The organism is Dyella psychrodurans (assembly GCF_003363265.1).
GTDB lineage: Bacteria > Pseudomonadota > Gammaproteobacteria > Xanthomonadales > Rhodanobacteraceae > Dyella_B > Dyella_B psychrodurans.
Genome location: NZ_QRBF01000004.1, coordinates 333972 through 348869 on the forward strand (window position 1 = coordinate 333972; position 14898 = coordinate 348869).

Genomic DNA, 14898 nt, shown 5'->3' on the forward strand with positions numbered 1-14898 from the left:
CGAAAGGTACTCATGTCTCCCGTGGTTCATTACTGTTGTGGCGATCGCCCCAATGCCACGAACGACGGTCTCTCTGACATCGGTCCCCCCGGGGGCCGATAACAGATGATCAGCCAATACCAATCAGATAATGACGATCTGCAAGGCCGCAGCCAGGTTTGCCAGTGCGAATCACCACACGTCGCCGTGAAATGCGTTGACGGCGGATTGAAAGACGAAAAGTCGGTTCAGCGCGAACGCATGTGATCATGCCCGTGACATGGAAGGTAACGATAGCGGGCACATACGACATCCACTTGCCGAGAAGGATGCGTGAGCCGAAGTTGGCTATCGTGGCCACGCCGCCGGTAAATGGAAATCCGAAGATTTGGCGCGACTTCATCCCACGTGCCCTGTGGCCTCATCTATCAGTTTCGATGCTACCGCTATGCTCTCGTTGATCGAGCGGTCCTCGGGGTAATAGTACGCAGTATCCGCCATATACAGCCCGCTTACGGGCGTTTTCATGGGCGGGAGCATGTCGTAGAACCCGGGAGGGCAGATGGTTTGTGCAAAGTCGTAGCGATGGCAGTGTCGTGCTAGCACCCAGTCGCGTGAAAACGCCGGGTTGATCTTGGGCAGATAACGGATCACCTCGTCGATCAGATCCTCGTTGCTATGGGCCCACTTGGGATGCGTTTTGGGCATGTAGAAGGGGGCGTACAGCACGGACGGCGACATTCGGTTGAGGTTGGAATATTCGATGACGCCGGGAATTTCGATGGATGAGTCGTTGATGTTCATCCAGAAATTTTCGCTGAGCGGCTGTTTTAACTTCAGGATGACGCACGCGACCGGAATATTTTTGATGCGATTGATGCGGGCGGCAAAGTCGGCGGGAAGGTCCGGAACCAGTCGTGGCACATATTGGATCGGTGCAGTTGAAATGAGCGCATCGCACGAGCGTTGTTCCCCGCCGACCACGATGCCGCTGACGCGACCATCCGTGAGGACGACCTTGTCGATGCCGGATTTGAGATGAATGCGTCCACCCCGATCGACAATAAAGCGCTCCATTTTGGCGAGCAGCGTTGCCGAGCCGCCTTCGAGATAGCCCATGCTTTCTTGCATGAGATTGCGGCGGGACAGGGCTACTCGCTTGATGCGGGTGCCGATCCACGCGGCCGAGATGTCGTCGCTGTATTCGAACAGCTTCAGATCGAACAGGCTTTTCCAGAGCACGTTGTAGGCGCGCTCGCCGATCCATTTGCGCAGCCATGCGGTGGCGCGGAGTTTGTCGAACGGGCGCCAGTCCTTGATGCCTTTGGCGTACATGGCGTGCACGCCGTAGCGAATCTTGCTGATGAAGTCGAGACCGTCGAAAGCCAGCAGAGCGAACGGCGTTCCCCACTTGTACAACTTGCCGTTATAGAAGAATCCCATCTTGGTATCCGTCCACCGGAGCTTGTCCGACAGCCCAAGCTCCTTCAGTAGATCGAACAGTGCAAAGTCGGTCTTGCAGATGAAGTGGTAGTAGCGCTCGATCTCCAGGCCATCGAAATCGAAGTTCGCAGACATGCCGCCGATGCGGTCGTCGCGCTCGTAGATGTCCACTTCGTAGCCGCGCTTGAGGAGCTCCATCGCCGCCATCAGACCCATCGGGCCGGCACCGAGTACGACGTATTTCATTGGCAATGTCCGCTGGAATAAGTGATGAGCATGATAGGTCCTTTGGCTCGAGGGCTATCGTTTGAGCACGATGCCGCTGTAAGTCGGGTCGCAATAGCTTTCTCGTACTGCATCTACGAATGGTGTCTGTCGCACGCCGAAGACGCGCTCGGTATCCACCCCGTGGAACTCATCGCCTGCCGTCAGGGCCTTCAGTTGATCGGCGGTGAAGGGCGGTTTGCCGCTGAACAGCGCGTAGACGCGCAACAGGAAGTGGAAAAGGCCGTAGGGAATATGCATGATCGGAGTTCGCAGCTTTTTCACCTGTTTGATCGTGCGTATGATGTCCACATAGTCGATTCGCGTGTCGCCCACGATGTTGTACGCGTCGCCAGCGGGCTGGTTTTCGATGCAGCGGACGATGCACCGGCAGAAATCGCGTTCGTAAAGAGGCTGGCGCATGTAGCGGCCGTCGCCGGGGATGGGAAAGACCGGCGTTTTGGCCATGAATCGCGACAGCCACCCCAGGTGCTTGGGGTCGAACCATCCAAACATCAGTGTGGGGCGCAGCACGCAGTGCTGGACTCCACTTTCGGAAACCAGCTTTTCCTGCGCTTTTTTTGTGTTGGTGTAGTCGTCGTTCGCGACTGAATTGACCACGGACGAACTGATGTGCACCAGATAGGGTACGCCATGCTTTCGCGTCGCATCGAGTACGCGTTGCGTTGCATCGATGTTGTTGCGCACGAACAGGTCGGGGAACTTTCCAGTGATCTGCGCGTGCAACTGGACGATGCAGGCCGCACCGGAAAAGGCATCAGTCCAGGAGCCGTCTTCGGCAAGATCCTGTTCGATGACGGTGATGTCCGGATGCAAGTCATGCAGGATCTTGAGGTTGTAGGCGTGCTTGTCTATGGCCACGATGTTGTCGTAACCCTGTGCCTTCAATTCCACGACCAGGTTCTGCCCTACCAGTCCGGCCGCACCGGTCAACACCAGCTTGACGTGCTTATCGATCTTGCTCATATGGGTTCTACAATTTGATGCGCTTGAAAATGGGTTCGGGGATGTGCCGGATGATCAGCATGATGATCGACCAGAACCACGGGAGATAAATCACGCTGCGACGGCGGTCGACGGCACGCACGATGCCACGCGCTATCGCATCGGGCTTGGCCCAAAGCGCACCTTTTTGAAAGTGCTGCGTCATGGGTGTATCGACGAAACCGGGTTTGATGGTGATCACGGTCACGCCTACCTTGGCCAGTCGCTGCCGCATGCCGCTCGCGAATGTGCTCACCGCCGCCTTGGCCGCCCCATAGAGATAGTTGCTCTGCCTTCCGCGGTCCCCCGCAACAGAGGATATGACTGCCAGTACCCCGTGCCGTTGCGCTTCCAGTTCCGTTGCGGCAATCGTCATGAGGGAGATGGTGGCGGTGCCATTGGTATTGAATTCGGAAACGGCGTGATCGGCGGAACGCTCGCACTCGCTTTGGTCGGGCAAGGTTCCATGCGCGATCAGTACGACATCAACTTTTTCCAGCCACGACCAGGCCTTTGCGAACGCATCGACGTGCGCGGCGTGATGGTTGACGTCCAGCGTGCCGAAAGCGACATCTGCGGCTCCGCGTATCTTGAGATCCTGCGCCAGGTCCTCCAGGCGCTGTGCTCGACGGGCGATGAGGTACAGCCGAGCTCCGCGGGCTGCGTAGCGTCGGGCTGTGGCTTCGGCGATGGCGGACGTCGCGCCGATGATGATGACCCTGTGCATGCCTACTCCGTGACCCGTCGCCAGAAGCTGGACGAAAACCGGGGATCGATGAAATGACTGAAATCTTCCCAAGTTGGGAAATATTGACGAAACCGCCGCCCTGCCATGCGGGCGTCCTTGGCCGGATAGACGGCGCCGCCAGCCTCGGCAACGATGTCGTCGAGCGTTTCCAGCAAGCGTAGTGTCTGATCGCCGCGATTGGGAAAGTCGAGGGCGAGCGTGGTGCCGGGGCGCGGAAAGGACAGCATGCCCGGCGATACCCGGTCGCCGAATTGCTTGAGCACCGCGAGGAAGGAGCCTTCGCCGGCGGAAGCAATGGTTTTAAGCAAGTGTTCTATGCATGCCTTGGCATCGGAAGGGGGGACGACGCATTGGTATTGCATAAAGCCGTGCGGACCGTAGATGCGGTTCCAGTCAGCAATACTGTCCAGCGGGTAGAAATAGGGTTCGTAGTGCGTGGTCGCTTGTACGACCGATGCCCGCTGTCGATGAAAGTACAGGCTGTTGAACGCCTTCAGGCTCAGGGGATTGATGAGCGAAAAGGGCGGCGAAAAAGGCACGCCCAGTCGTCGCCCGGGGGCGGATGGGCGGGCATCCGGGCAGGCCGGGGCGTGGTTGGCGCAGGTAAAGATGCCGCGGCCCAACGATCGGTCCTTGCCGGCGCAGTCGATCCACGCGACAGTGTATTCGTGATCGCTGGCGGAGCGTTCCGACAAACGGAAGAAGCCGTCGAGATCCTCGAACCGATGAGATTCCGTGCTCATCCAGGCCCCTGCTATGCGGCGCAGCTGGAGGGTCGCCTGAGTAATCAGGCCGGTCAGGCCAAGGCCGCCGACGGTGGCTGCAAACCATTCCGTTTGACGCTGCGGTCCGCAGACTATTCGGCTGCCATCGGACCGAAGGAGTTCCAGGCTCAGTACGTGCTGCCCGAAGGTGCCGGTGACGTGGTGATTCTTGCCGTGCACATCATTGGCGATGGCCCCGCCCACGGTAACGAACTTGGTGCCGGGGGTTACGGGGAGAAACCAGCCTTGCGGGACGACAAGGTCCAGGATATCCGACAGCAGCAGACCGGCTTCGCATTCAAGTTGTCCTGATGCGGCATCGAAACGGATGTAGCGATCCATATTTCGCGTGCGCAGCAGGACACCGCCTTCATTGAGGCAGCTGTCTCCGTAGCTGCGACCATTACCGTGCGGAAGCATCAGTCCTGCGATATCGGGTAGCGCCTGGCGCCGATCCGAGACATCGACAACAGTCTGCTGTGAGATCGCGGGGTAGCGTCCCCAGGATTGGACGACTCTGCTCATCAGATCGAAAGGACTACGATGATGCCGGCGATCAACAGCAAAACGCGACTCACCTTGTCCGTGATCGCAAAGACAACAGGATCATCGTGCATGATGCCGCGATGGGCGATCGCCCACGTCCGACTGATCCAGTACAGCAACAAAGGACAAAGCAGCCACAGATAATCAGGGTGGCGGTACAAAGACTGACTGGCGGTGCTATCGATATACAGCGCAAGTACCAGCACAGAAAGATATCCGCTGGATGCGCCGAGAGATTGGATCAGGGGGATGTCTTCTACATCATAACCGCGGCCGGCCGCCTTGATTTCCGCCGCTCGCTGCGCAGCAAGCAGTTCGGTGTAGCGCTTGACCATGGCGAGGCTGAGAAAGATGAACATCGAAAATGCCAGCAACCAAAACGACAGCTTTGCCTGGATTGCCGCAGTGCCCGCTACGATGCGCGTGGTGTAAAGCAAGGCGAGAACCACCACATCGAGCATGACGATTCGTTTGAACTTAAATGAATAGCCGGTAGTGAGCAGGTAGTAACCCAGCAAAACAAGCGCAAAAGTGGGCGTTAACCTCCAGGCTAGCGAGAAAGACGCTATCAGCAAGGCGAATGCGGCAATGGGACCCTGGTAGAGCGGGATGGTGCCGGCGGCGAAGGGGCGATGCTTTTTGCGGCGATGTTGACGGTCGGCGGACAAATCGAGGAGATCGTTCGTCACGTAAACGCTGGACGCGCAAAGGCCAAAACAAAGAAAGGCCAACGCCGTCGATAGAAAAGCCTTGGGCTCAAAAACGCGATGCGAGGCAAGCAGAGGCAAGAACAGGAGGATGTTTTTCACCCACTGGTGCACGCGAAGCGCTTTGAGCCATTGCCGACCGGTTGCTTCGGTGCGGCTGAAGGTTCGCTCCACGCGTGTCACACGGGCCGCGGCCACCGAGAGATTTGATCCGGATTCGACCACAATGGCGGCATTCGCGTACTTCCATACGTGCAGATCGACGGCGGCGTTCCCGACGTAGTCGAATCCACGTTCGCCATAAAGCTCCACCAGGGATGCGGCCTTGTTTGCTCCAGACAAATTGTGCTGCCCATCGCTGGCGATGACGTCGTCGAATCCGCCAACATGGTCCGCCACGCGGGTCGCAAGTGCGGTATCAGCCGCGCTGCACAGGATGGTAGTGCGCAGGGATTGTTGTTCCCGTACCCAGGCCACCACCTCGTCATTGTAGGGGAGCGTGGACACACTCAACTCCACGCGTTGCGCAATCTCCCGTTTGAGCCTGGCTTTTCCACGCAATAGCCAGACAAGCATCGGGAACAGCATGAACGGACGATGCGACAGTAGCGCGAAAGCCGACTCCACAAGCAGGTCCGTGCGAATCAACGTGCCATCGAGGTCGACGCACAAGGGCGGGCGCGCGCCTTTAGTGTCACGCGCGCTATCGGTCATCGTAATTGCGGATGTCATCCTTTCCCCATCATTGCAAGCGCCGGCCGCCACGAGATGTAAAGGCATCCGTGGCTAGACCTGCAAAACCCCTCACAAGATTATCATATTGCGCTTAGGGCAAGTGATCGTCGCAAGCAGCTTGGGGATGAAGGGGTAGCGCTCGAAGGGAAATGTCGCCAGCGTATGAATGGCTATTCGCGGATAACCCGATTGACCTTCAGAAGGTTCCCGGCGCTGCTTTGACAGATTTTTGACCGTCAGGTGGGCCGATCGCCGGCATCGTGGGCGGCAAGGGCGTCCGTCTTGATAGGCCAAAAAATAATCAGAAACAAAATGATGTTTCAGTGCTTGTTCGGGTTAATAAGATTCACCCGGCATGCTGTATTGAATAATGCAATAAATCGACTCCCGGCTCGGGTGGTCACTTTTTACCCGCATGCGGTGGCTCGATATCCAGAGCTGATCTGCCAACGGCTTTTTTTGAAGTTTTCCATGGGAGGAAAGAGTACGCAAAAACGTACGGGGTTGCCTGGGTCTTTTACCCGCGGGACTTTATTTGCCTTCACATATACTGTGCATTAGGGGTAATCGTGGCAGAATTCAACGACTTTTTATGCTGCGACTGAGATGAATCAATTCTCCGGGAATTTGGACCAATTGGAAGCAGAAAGCATCCACATCTTTCGAGAGGTGGCAGCTAGCTTCCAGCGTCCGGTCATGCTGTATTCCATAGGCAAGGACTCCTCGGTGCTCTTGCACTTGCTGCGCAAGGCGTTTTATCCAGCGCGGCCGCCGATGCCGCTGTTGCATGTGGATACGACATGGAAATTTCGGGAGATGATCGCCTTTCGCGACCAAGTCGCCGCCGAGGGTGATGTGCAGGTCATCGTGCATATCAACGAAGACGGAGTGCGAAAGGGAATCTCCCCGCTTGTCCACGGAGCCACCGTGCATACGGATGTGATGAAGACGGTTGCGCTCAAGCAGGCGCTTGACAAATATGGCTTCGATGCTGCCATCGGCGGCGCGCGTCGCGATGAGGAAAAATCGCGAGCCAAGGAACGTGTCTTCTCCTTCCGTAACGCGCAGCATCGCTGGGACCCCAAGCGTCAACGCCCGGAGCTGTGGAATCTCTACAACACGCATATCCACAAGGGAGAAAGCGTGCGCGCTTTTCCGTTGTCCAATTGGACGGAAATGGATGTATGGCACTATATCCGGAGAGAGCAAATCCCGGTCGTTCCGCTTTATTTCGCCAAGACGCGCCCGATTGTGCTGCGCGACGGCGCGCTGATCATGGTGGACGATGATCGTTTTGTGCTGCGGGAGGATGAGAAGATCGAGCAGCGCACGGTGCGCTTCCGCACCCTGGGTTGCTACCCGTTGACGGGCGCGGTCGAATCCACGGCAAGCACGATCGATGAAATCATTGCTGAAATGGCCGCTTCGCGGACGTCCGAGCGTCAGGGAAGGGTTATCGATCATGATCCATCGGCCTCTATGGAGCGCAAGAAACAAGAGGGCTATTTCTGATGGTCGCCACGGACGATTCTGCACGCAGCCTGCTGCGTTTCATCACCTGTGGCAGCGTGGACGACGGCAAGAGCACGTTGCTTGGCCGGCTTCTTTTCGATGCTGGCATGCTGCCCGACGATCAGGTCGAGGCCCTGCGCCGCGATAGCCGTCGCCAGCATCCCGACGGGGACGTGCTGGATTTCTCGCTCTTGACCGACGGCCTGGATGCGGAGCGCCAGCAAGGCATCACCATCGACGTGGCCTATCGCTACTTTCACAGTGCGCGGCGCAACTTCATCGTGGCCGATTGCCCGGGCCACGAGCAATATACGCGCAACATGGCTACCGGCGCGTCGCATGCGGATGTGGCTGTGGTGCTGGTCGATGCACGCAAAGGACTGCTGCCCCAGACACGGCGGCACACCTACATATGCGCCCTGTTGGGGATACACAAAATCATTCTCGCAGTCAACAAGATGGATCTGGTCGACTACGCGAAGGAAGTCTATGAGCCCATCAAAGAGGCCTATATCAATCTGGCCAAAGAGCTCGGCATTGCCGCAGTCCATGCGCTACCGGTCGCCGCGCTGACTGGCGACAATGTTGGAGCGCCTTCCAAGGACATGCCGTGGTACGAAGGCCCGACGCTTCTGGACTTGCTCGAGACCATTCATGTCGAACCAAGTCAGGCTGTCGATTTTCGTATGCCGGTGCAGTGGGTCAACCGTCCCGACCAGTCGTTTCGTGGTTATGCGGGTACCATCTGTGGCGGCCGCGTCAAGGTTGGAGCATCGATCGTGGTGCAACCCGGTGCGCATCGTGCACACATTGCGCGCATCGTGACGGCGGACGGCGATTTGCCGGAGGCTCATGCTGGTCAAGCCGTGACACTGACCCTGGATCGTGAAGTCGACGTCAGTCGCGGCGATGTCATTGCAGACGCGGGGCGTCCTGCGCCCGAGGCTGATCAATTTGCCGTGCACCTGTTATGGATGGGCGACGAGCCGCTGCTACCCAATCGTGGCTACTGGTTGAAAATCGGTGCAAAGACGGTCAATGCACGCGTTACGTCGATCAAGCATAAGATCGATGTCAATACCCAGGCCCAGTTGGCAGCACACCGCCTGCAATTGAACGAGGTCGGCTATTGCAACATCGATCTGGATCATCCGATTGCGTTCGAAGCTTATGCGGATAACCACGCACTGGGCGGGTTCATCCTGATCGATAGGCAAAATCATGCCACCGTCGCATGCGGCGTCCTCGATTTTGATCTCCACCGGGCGACCAATGTGCATTGGCAGCACCTGGATGTGGACAAGGAGGTGCGGGCGCGCAGCAAGGGGCAGCATCCGAAGTGCCTGTGGTTTACGGGTTTGTCTGGTGCAGGCAAGTCGACGGTCGCCAATTTGCTTGAGCGTCGCCTAAGCAGGCTTGGCTACCACACATATCTGCTCGACGGCGACAATCTCCGGCATGGTTTAAATCGCGATCTGGGGTTCACGGCCGAAGCACGCGTCGAGAACGTGCGACGCGTGGCCGAGGTGGCTCACCTGATGGTCGATGCAGGGCTGATCGTATTGGTGTGCGTCATTTCACCTTTCCATAGCGAGCGTGATTTCGCCCGCAATCTGTTCGTCGAAGGTGAATTCGCTGAAGTGTACGTCGATACGCCTCTGGAAGAGTGCGAGCGCCGTGACCCGAAGGGTTTGTATCGCAAGGCGCGAGCGGGTGAGATCAGTAACTTCACGGGTATCGATTCGCCGTATGAAGCACCCGTGTCGCCTGAAGTGCATTTGCATCCAGGCGAAAGTTCGCTGGAGACGATGGTCGAAGAACTGGTATCGCATGTATTCCCTCATGCGGATCGCTGATTGCTGCAACCTACATGCGCCTTGGATATGGATCATGCCGCGTGGCGCCTTGACGTGAACCTATTCACTTTGGCGCGGGTGTTTCCTCAGGATTATGCAAGCGGAGTCGAATTTGGAGCCACATCAGCCACCGTTTCTCGTGTTTGGCGCGCCGCAGATCGACGAAGCGGAGATTGCAGAGGTCGTGGCCTGCTTGCGTTCGGGCTGGTTGGGGACGGGGCCGCGTGTTGCTCAATTTGAACGAGACTTTGCGCACTTCCGCGGAATACCCGCCGCGCAGGTTGCGGCAGTCAATTCATGCACGGCCGCCTTGCATGTAAGCATGCTGGCAGCCGAGATCGAGCCGGGCTCGGAAGTGATTACCACGCCATTGACGTTCTGCGCCACGGTCAACGCCATCCTTCATGCAGGGCTGACGCCGGTGCTGGCCGATGTCGATCCTTCGACCCAGAACATCGACCCCGATGCGATCGAGGCTGCCATCACGCCTCGCACGCGCGCAATTCTTCCTGTGCACTTTGCCGGTCGTCCATGCGAGATGGATCGCATCATGGCTATTGCACGCAAGCACAATCTTGTCGTGATTGAAGATTGCGCTCACGCGGTAGAGGCCGAGTATCGCGGGCAGCCGCTAGGTACGTTCGGCGACTTCGGCTGCTTCAGTTTCTACGTAACCAAGAATGTAACGACGGGCGAAGGCGGCATGATTCTCGGCCGTAGCGAAGAGCAGCTGGCGACAGCGCGCATTTTGGCCTTGCATGGCATGAGCCAGGATGCCTGGCATCGGTTTGGCGACAAAGGCTACAAGCACTACCAGGTCGTGGAGTGCGGCTTTAAGTACAACATGATGGACGTGCAGGCGGCGATAGGCTTGCATCAGCTGGCGCGTGTCGAAGAAAGCTGGCGTCGTCGCGTGGAGATCTGGCAGCGTTACGATCATGCGTTTGCGTCGTTACCGATCCGGTTGCCGGCACCTGCCGACGCGGAGACGCGACACGGACGGCATTTGTACACCTTGATGATCGATTCGCAACGTTGCGGCATCACGCGCGACGACTTTCTCGAACACATGAACCACGCGCGGATCGGAACCGGCGTGCATTACCTCTCCATTCCGGAGCACCCGTATTACCAGCGGCGCTTTGGCTGGACCCCGGAGCAGTGGCCTCACGCTATGAAGATTGGAAGCGAAACCGTCAGCCTTCCGCTTTCGCCTGCGATGTCCGACGGTGACGTCCAGCGGGTGATAGAGGCGGTGCATGCGATTATCGCCAACTGAATGCGCTCGCCATAAAAAAGGCGGCACCCGGGTGCCGCCTTTTTCTCGTCCGCGTCGGTGGAACTGGTTCAGCCGATCGCTTGCTCCAACTCTGGAATCAATTTGAACAGGTCGCCCACCAGCCCGAAGTCCGCCACTTCGAAGATCGGCGCTTCGCCGTCCTTGTTGATGGCAACGATGGTGCCCGCGTCCTTGATGCCGGTCAGATGCTGGATCGCACCGGAGATACCGATGGCCATGTACAGCTCCGGCGCGATGATCTTGCCGGTCTGGCCCACTTGCATCTCGTTCGGCACGTAGCCTGCGTCCACCGCGGCACGCGATGCGCCGACGGCTGCGCCGATCTTGTCGGCGAACTTGTAGATGATCTCGAAGTTTTCCTTCGAACCCACACCACGGCCGCCCGAAACGACCTTGCTCGCGCTTTGCAGGTCCGGACGATCGCTCTTGCCTTGCTTGAGTTCGACGAAGCGGGTGTGCGAGGGCAGGGCCACATCCAGGCTCAGTGCCTCGATGGGTGCGCTGTTGGCGCTTGCGGCCGCTGCAGGCCAGGAGGCCGTGCGGATGGTGGCCACGACCGCGTGCGCGGCATCGGCTTCCACGGTGATGATCGCATTGCCTGCGTAGATGGGGCGCTTGAACGTGTGGCTGCCTTCCACGCTCATCACGTCGCTGACCTGCGCGACGCCAAGCAGGGCGGCGACGCGCGGTGCGACGTCCTTGCCGAACGTGGTGGAAGGTGCGAACACGTGGCTGTAGCCGGCGGCGGCCTTGGCGATCTGCGGTGCCAGCACGGCGGCTAGCGGATGGGCGTTCTCGGCGCGCGCAATGGTAAGAACGCGGCTCACGCCCTCGATCTGCGCTGCGCTGGCCGCAACGGCGTCCACGTTGTCGGCGAGCACCAGCACGTCGATGGCTTCGGGCTTCACCGCGGCGGCCGCGCTCACGGCGCGTGCGGTGGCGGAATTAAGCTTGCCGTCCAGATGTTCGGCGATAACCAGGATCTTGCTCATGGGTGTCTCCTTGTCCGGGCGGCTGCTTAGAGCAGGCCTTTCTGCTTGAGTACGGCTACCAGTTCGGCCGCGTCTTTCACCATCACGCCCTTGCTGCGCTTGGCGGGTGCGGCGTAATGGGTGGTCTTGAGCTGGTCGTGCGCGTCGACGCCCAGCGTAGCGAATTCGATGGTGTCGATCGGCTTGGACTTGGCTTTCATGATGTCAGGCAGCTTGATGAAGCGCGGCTCGTTGAGGCGCAGGTCGGTGGTGATCACGGCCGGCAGTTCGGCTTCGATCGTTTCCAGGCCCGCGTCGACTTCGCGCGTCACGGTAGCCTTGCCGTTGGCGATCTCGACCTTGCTCGCGAACGTCGCTTGTGGGCGATCCCACAGCGCGGCGAGCATCTGACCGGTCTGGTTGGCGTCGTCGTCGATCGCCTGCTTGCCGAGAATCACCAGGCCCGGCTGTTCCTTCTCGACCAGCTTCTGCAGCACGCGCGCCGCGGTGAGCGGCTGCACGGCGTCGGCGGTGACGACATGGATGGCGCGGTTCGCGCCCATCGCCAGGCCGTTGCGCAGATGCGCGGTGAGATCGGCCGGGCCGATGCCCACGACCACGACTTCTTCCGCCACGCTTTTTTCGCGCAGGCGCAGCGCCTCTTCCAGCGCGATGTCGTCAAAGGGGTTTGCCGAGAGCTTCACGCCGTCGGTCACCACGCCGGTGCCGTCGGGTTTGACCTGGATGCGGACGTTGTAGTCCACCACGCGCTTGTAGCCGACCAGAATCTTCATCTGCGTTTCCTTCTACCGGACGCCCGTAGGCGTATGGAATTGCCATGCAAACGCCTATTGTAACCGGATTCGCACAACCATGCGCCGGCGCATGGTGGGGATGGGCGGTTGCGCTGGCTCTAGAAAAGAGAGCGGAACGGCCGTCGCAGCGGTCATGGGGACGATGAATGGCTTCGGCGTGCGTAGGGGTAACGACCCGTCGGCTGCTTGGTGTTGGACGCGTCGCTGAGCGTGGCGGTATCGCTGGTGGAATAACCGGCCGCTCTGGCGCTCAGCTCGATGATGCGCTCGATGGCATGCGCCAAGGTGCCGTCGACCTGCCCGGACTCTTCCTCGAACTCCCAGATGCCCAGATGCGCGTCCAGGATGGGGCGCAACGCGTCAAGGCGCGCCCAGAACATGCTTCCGGCAATGAATTGATCGTCTTTCAGAGACGGAGGGGCAATGCCAAGGCGCGTGGTCAGGTAGTGCACATTCGCTTCATTCGCACCCCAATAGTAATCAAGCGGCTGCAGATGTCCTTCCGCGGCAGCCAATCCAAGGCGCGGCGTTGTGCGAAATGCTTCGAGGATAGGGGCGGCCCGCTCGGGCGACACCAGCTTGTCGACCAGCTCCTTCCGCCAGCGCTCGCCATCCTGGCGATGGGTGGATCGCTTGGTATGGAGTTTCAGCACGATATCCGCGCCTTCATCCAGCAAGAGGCTGGCCACCTGCAGGAAAGGCAGAATATCCCTCCCGCGGTTTTCGAAGACGTTGATTTCCGCTTGCAGGTCGAGACGCGCGATCTGCTCGCGCAAAGCCTTCTCGCGGTCGGGTGCCGTGGTGAAGATGATTCGCCAATCGACGCCGCTTTCGCGCAAGGCCGCCACGATTTCGTCTACCACGTCGACATACCACGCATGGATGACGGCGCAAGGGCGCGTGGTCTTGGTGGGAAGCGTATGCGTCACGGCCTGCAGTGCCGTCCGCGTGGCCTCCAGCCAGGCAAAGCCGAGGCGGGTATCAGGTTCAAGCACCGCGCCCTCGGCCCATTCGTTCCAGGCATTGATGAACACCATGGGTGACGACGGCCTGCGTCGCTTGGCGCTGTCGAGGGCTTGTTGAAGCCAGTCGCGATAACCGCGCGGTGAGGCGTGCGCGAACACGCGGCCATTGCCGCTGCGGCGCGGCTCGTTGTCCCAACCCGGATTCACGCACGGAAACAGCGTGTAAGCCGGGTCGGGTTGCGTGCCGACTTCGCGAGCGAGTTCACGCCAGTCATAGACATCGCCACTGAAAGCAGGATTCAGCAACGACTGACGATCGGTGATCGGTTCGAGCGTGGTGTTGTTCGGTGGAAACGCCACCGCGGCGTCGAATCCGATATGGCCGGGATCGACACGATCGAAGCTCTGCACATAGGCAAGATAGATCTCGCCAATGCCGTGCTCGCTGCACCATTTGCGCCAACGTTGCGCGGTTGCTTTCGGCTCCGGCAGCAGGCCGGGGCGATAGACCAGTAGCAATGGTTTGCCGTCGACCCGAAGATAACGCGGGTCGCGGAGGTAGTTGGCGACATGCGCAATGAAAGCCAGGTCGTCCTCGGCACTGTGTTGCTGCCCGATCAGAATCTGGTCTGCCCGGCCATCCCATCGCCGCGACCAGTTCTCGTTGGCCCAGCACAGGCACAGTGGAAGATCTAGCGACGTATCGCGCAGCCATAGCTGCAACGGCGATTCGAGCAGCGTCTTGCCGCCGAACCAGTAGAAGTAACTGCAGAACGCACCGATGCCGTACTCGCGTGCCAATTGCATTTGCCGCCGCATGACGTCAGGCAGCCGCAGGTCATAGAACCCAAGCTCGGCGGGCAGTCGAGGTTGTATGTGCCCTTCAAATTGCGGCAGCGCGCGAGTCACGTTATGCCATTCGGTAAAACCTTCACCCCACCACGCATCGTTCTCGGGGATCGGGTGGAACTGGGGTAGGTAAAAAGCGATCAGCGTTGCAGGGAGCGGTTCGCGCAGCGCACCGGCCTGCCAGGCGCGGTAACCGATGGCTTGGCCTGAGGCAATGACACGGGGGCGGTGTTCGCGGTGCGACCCGGTGGCCAGTTGGCCACGCGGGCCGGAAGGTACGAGGTCGTAGTATTTGTCGAGAAAGCGTTGGCGCAGACGATCACGTGTCGCTGCCGGCAGCGGCATCAGGCGAAAGCCTGTGCGCAGGACGTGGAAAGCGGCAGTCTTGGCGAAGGTGGGCAAGGGCATGCGCGAATCGTAACGGGATCGTGGGGCGGGT

The 14898-nt window shown here is 59.3% G+C and carries 12 protein-coding genes; 3 read left to right on the forward strand and 9 right to left on the reverse strand.

What is annotated here, in order from left to right:
• Positions 1-109: 109 nt before the first annotated feature.
• From DWU99_RS12885 to DWU99_RS12910, 6 genes are read right to left on the reverse strand one after another with little or no spacing between them, the layout of a single operon-like run.
• Positions 110-382: a hypothetical protein gene (locus tag DWU99_RS12885; RefSeq protein WP_115478456.1), complete on the reverse strand. Its 273-nt coding sequence runs from the start codon at positions 380-382 to the stop codon at positions 110-112.
• Positions 379-1668, reverse strand: a complete 1290-nt coding sequence (locus DWU99_RS12890; protein ID WP_115478457.1) for an NAD(P)/FAD-dependent oxidoreductase — start codon at positions 1666-1668, stop codon at positions 379-381. The genes DWU99_RS12885 and DWU99_RS12890 overlap by 4 nt, the downstream gene beginning before the upstream one ends.
• 54 nt (positions 1669-1722) lie before the next feature.
• Positions 1723-2673 (reverse strand): NAD-dependent epimerase/dehydratase family protein, encoded by a 951-nt coding sequence (locus DWU99_RS12895; protein ID WP_115478458.1) that lies wholly within the window; start codon positions 2671-2673, stop codon positions 1723-1725.
• A 7-nt stretch (positions 2674-2680) separates the two neighbouring features.
• The gene (locus DWU99_RS12900) at positions 2681-3418 is read right to left on the reverse strand and encodes an SDR family oxidoreductase (RefSeq protein ID WP_115478459.1); all 738 of its coding nucleotides are present in this window, start codon (positions 3416-3418) and stop codon (positions 2681-2683) included.
• A gap of 2 nt (positions 3419-3420) precedes the next feature.
• The gene (locus tag DWU99_RS12905) at positions 3421-4728 is read right to left on the reverse strand and encodes an FAD-binding oxidoreductase (protein ID WP_115478460.1); all 1308 of its coding nucleotides are present in this window, start codon (positions 4726-4728) and stop codon (positions 3421-3423) included.
• Positions 4728-6188, reverse strand: a complete 1461-nt coding sequence (locus DWU99_RS12910) for a UbiA family prenyltransferase (RefSeq protein WP_267897527.1) — start codon at positions 6186-6188, stop codon at positions 4728-4730. The genes DWU99_RS12905 and DWU99_RS12910 overlap by 1 nt, the downstream gene beginning before the upstream one ends.
• Before the next feature lie 609 nt (positions 6189-6797).
• Here DWU99_RS12910 and cysD point away from each other — a divergent pair.
• The 3 genes from cysD (at position 6798) to DWU99_RS12925 (ending at position 10838) form a co-directional block, all read left to right on the forward strand.
• Entirely contained in the window at positions 6798-7703 is a 906-nt protein-coding gene (gene cysD, locus DWU99_RS12915) for a sulfate adenylyltransferase subunit CysD (protein WP_115478462.1), read from the forward strand.
• Positions 7703-9559 carry a sulfate adenylyltransferase subunit CysN gene (gene cysN, locus DWU99_RS12920; RefSeq protein ID WP_115478463.1) on the forward strand — a complete coding sequence of 619 codons (1857 nt, stop codon included), beginning with the start codon at positions 7703-7705 and terminating at the stop codon, positions 9557-9559. Before cysD ends, cysN begins: the two co-directional genes overlap by 1 nt.
• A gap of 112 nt (positions 9560-9671) precedes the next feature.
• Positions 9672-10838 carry a DegT/DnrJ/EryC1/StrS family aminotransferase gene (locus DWU99_RS12925; protein ID WP_233511110.1) on the forward strand — a complete coding sequence of 389 codons (1167 nt, stop codon included), beginning with the start codon at positions 9672-9674 and terminating at the stop codon, positions 10836-10838.
• A 68-nt stretch (positions 10839-10906) separates the two neighbouring features.
• On the opposite strand, the gene DWU99_RS12930 is transcribed toward DWU99_RS12925, so the two are convergent.
• The 3 genes from DWU99_RS12930 to DWU99_RS12940 all read right to left on the reverse strand — a co-directional run bounded on the left by DWU99_RS12930 (position 10907) and on the right by DWU99_RS12940 (position 14867).
• The gene (locus DWU99_RS12930) at positions 10907-11851 is read right to left on the reverse strand and encodes an electron transfer flavoprotein subunit alpha/FixB family protein (protein ID WP_115478465.1); all 945 of its coding nucleotides are present in this window, start codon (positions 11849-11851) and stop codon (positions 10907-10909) included.
• 26 nt (positions 11852-11877) lie between these two features.
• Positions 11878-12624 carry an electron transfer flavoprotein subunit beta/FixA family protein gene (locus DWU99_RS12935; RefSeq protein ID WP_115478466.1) on the reverse strand — a complete coding sequence of 249 codons (747 nt, stop codon included), beginning with the start codon at positions 12622-12624 and terminating at the stop codon, positions 11878-11880.
• 152 nt (positions 12625-12776) lie between these two features.
• Positions 12777-14867, reverse strand: a complete 2091-nt coding sequence (locus DWU99_RS12940) for a glycoside hydrolase family 99-like domain-containing protein (protein WP_115478467.1) — start codon at positions 14865-14867, stop codon at positions 12777-12779.
• Positions 14868-14898: the final 31 nt, after the last annotated feature.

What these genes read in the sequence shown, in the direction of transcription:
- DWU99_RS12885 (WP_115478456.1), bottom strand. Translation starts at nt 382, where the DNA reads ATGAAGTCGCGCCAAATCTTCGGATTTCCATTTACCGGCGGCGTGGCC.
- DWU99_RS12890 (WP_115478457.1), bottom strand. Translation starts at nt 1,668, where the DNA reads ATGAAATACGTCGTACTCGGTGCCGGCCCGATGGGTCTGATGGCGGCG.
- DWU99_RS12895 (WP_115478458.1), bottom strand. Translation starts at nt 2,673, where the DNA reads ATGAGCAAGATCGATAAGCACGTCAAGCTGGTGTTGACCGGTGCGGCC.
- DWU99_RS12900 (WP_115478459.1), bottom strand. Translation starts at nt 3,418, where the DNA reads ATGCACAGGGTCATCATCATCGGCGCGACGTCCGCCATCGCCGAAGCC.
- DWU99_RS12905 (WP_115478460.1), bottom strand. Translation starts at nt 4,728, where the DNA reads ATGAGCAGAGTCGTCCAATCCTGGGGACGCTACCCCGCGATCTCACAG.
- DWU99_RS12910 (WP_267897527.1), bottom strand. Translation starts at nt 6,188, where the DNA reads ATGACATCCGCAATTACGATGACCGATAGCGCGCGTGACACTAAAGGC.
- cysD (WP_115478462.1), top strand. Translation starts at nt 6,798, where the DNA reads ATGAATCAATTCTCCGGGAATTTGGACCAATTGGAAGCAGAAAGCATC.
- cysN (WP_115478463.1), top strand. Translation starts at nt 7,703, where the DNA reads ATGGTCGCCACGGACGATTCTGCACGCAGCCTGCTGCGTTTCATCACC.
- DWU99_RS12930 (WP_115478465.1), bottom strand. Translation starts at nt 11,851, where the DNA reads ATGAGCAAGATCCTGGTTATCGCCGAACATCTGGACGGCAAGCTTAAT.
- DWU99_RS12935 (WP_115478466.1), bottom strand. Translation starts at nt 12,624, where the DNA reads ATGAAGATTCTGGTCGGCTACAAGCGCGTGGTGGACTACAACGTCCGC.
- DWU99_RS12940 (WP_115478467.1), bottom strand. Translation starts at nt 14,867, where the DNA reads ATGCCCTTGCCCACCTTCGCCAAGACTGCCGCTTTCCACGTCCTGCGC.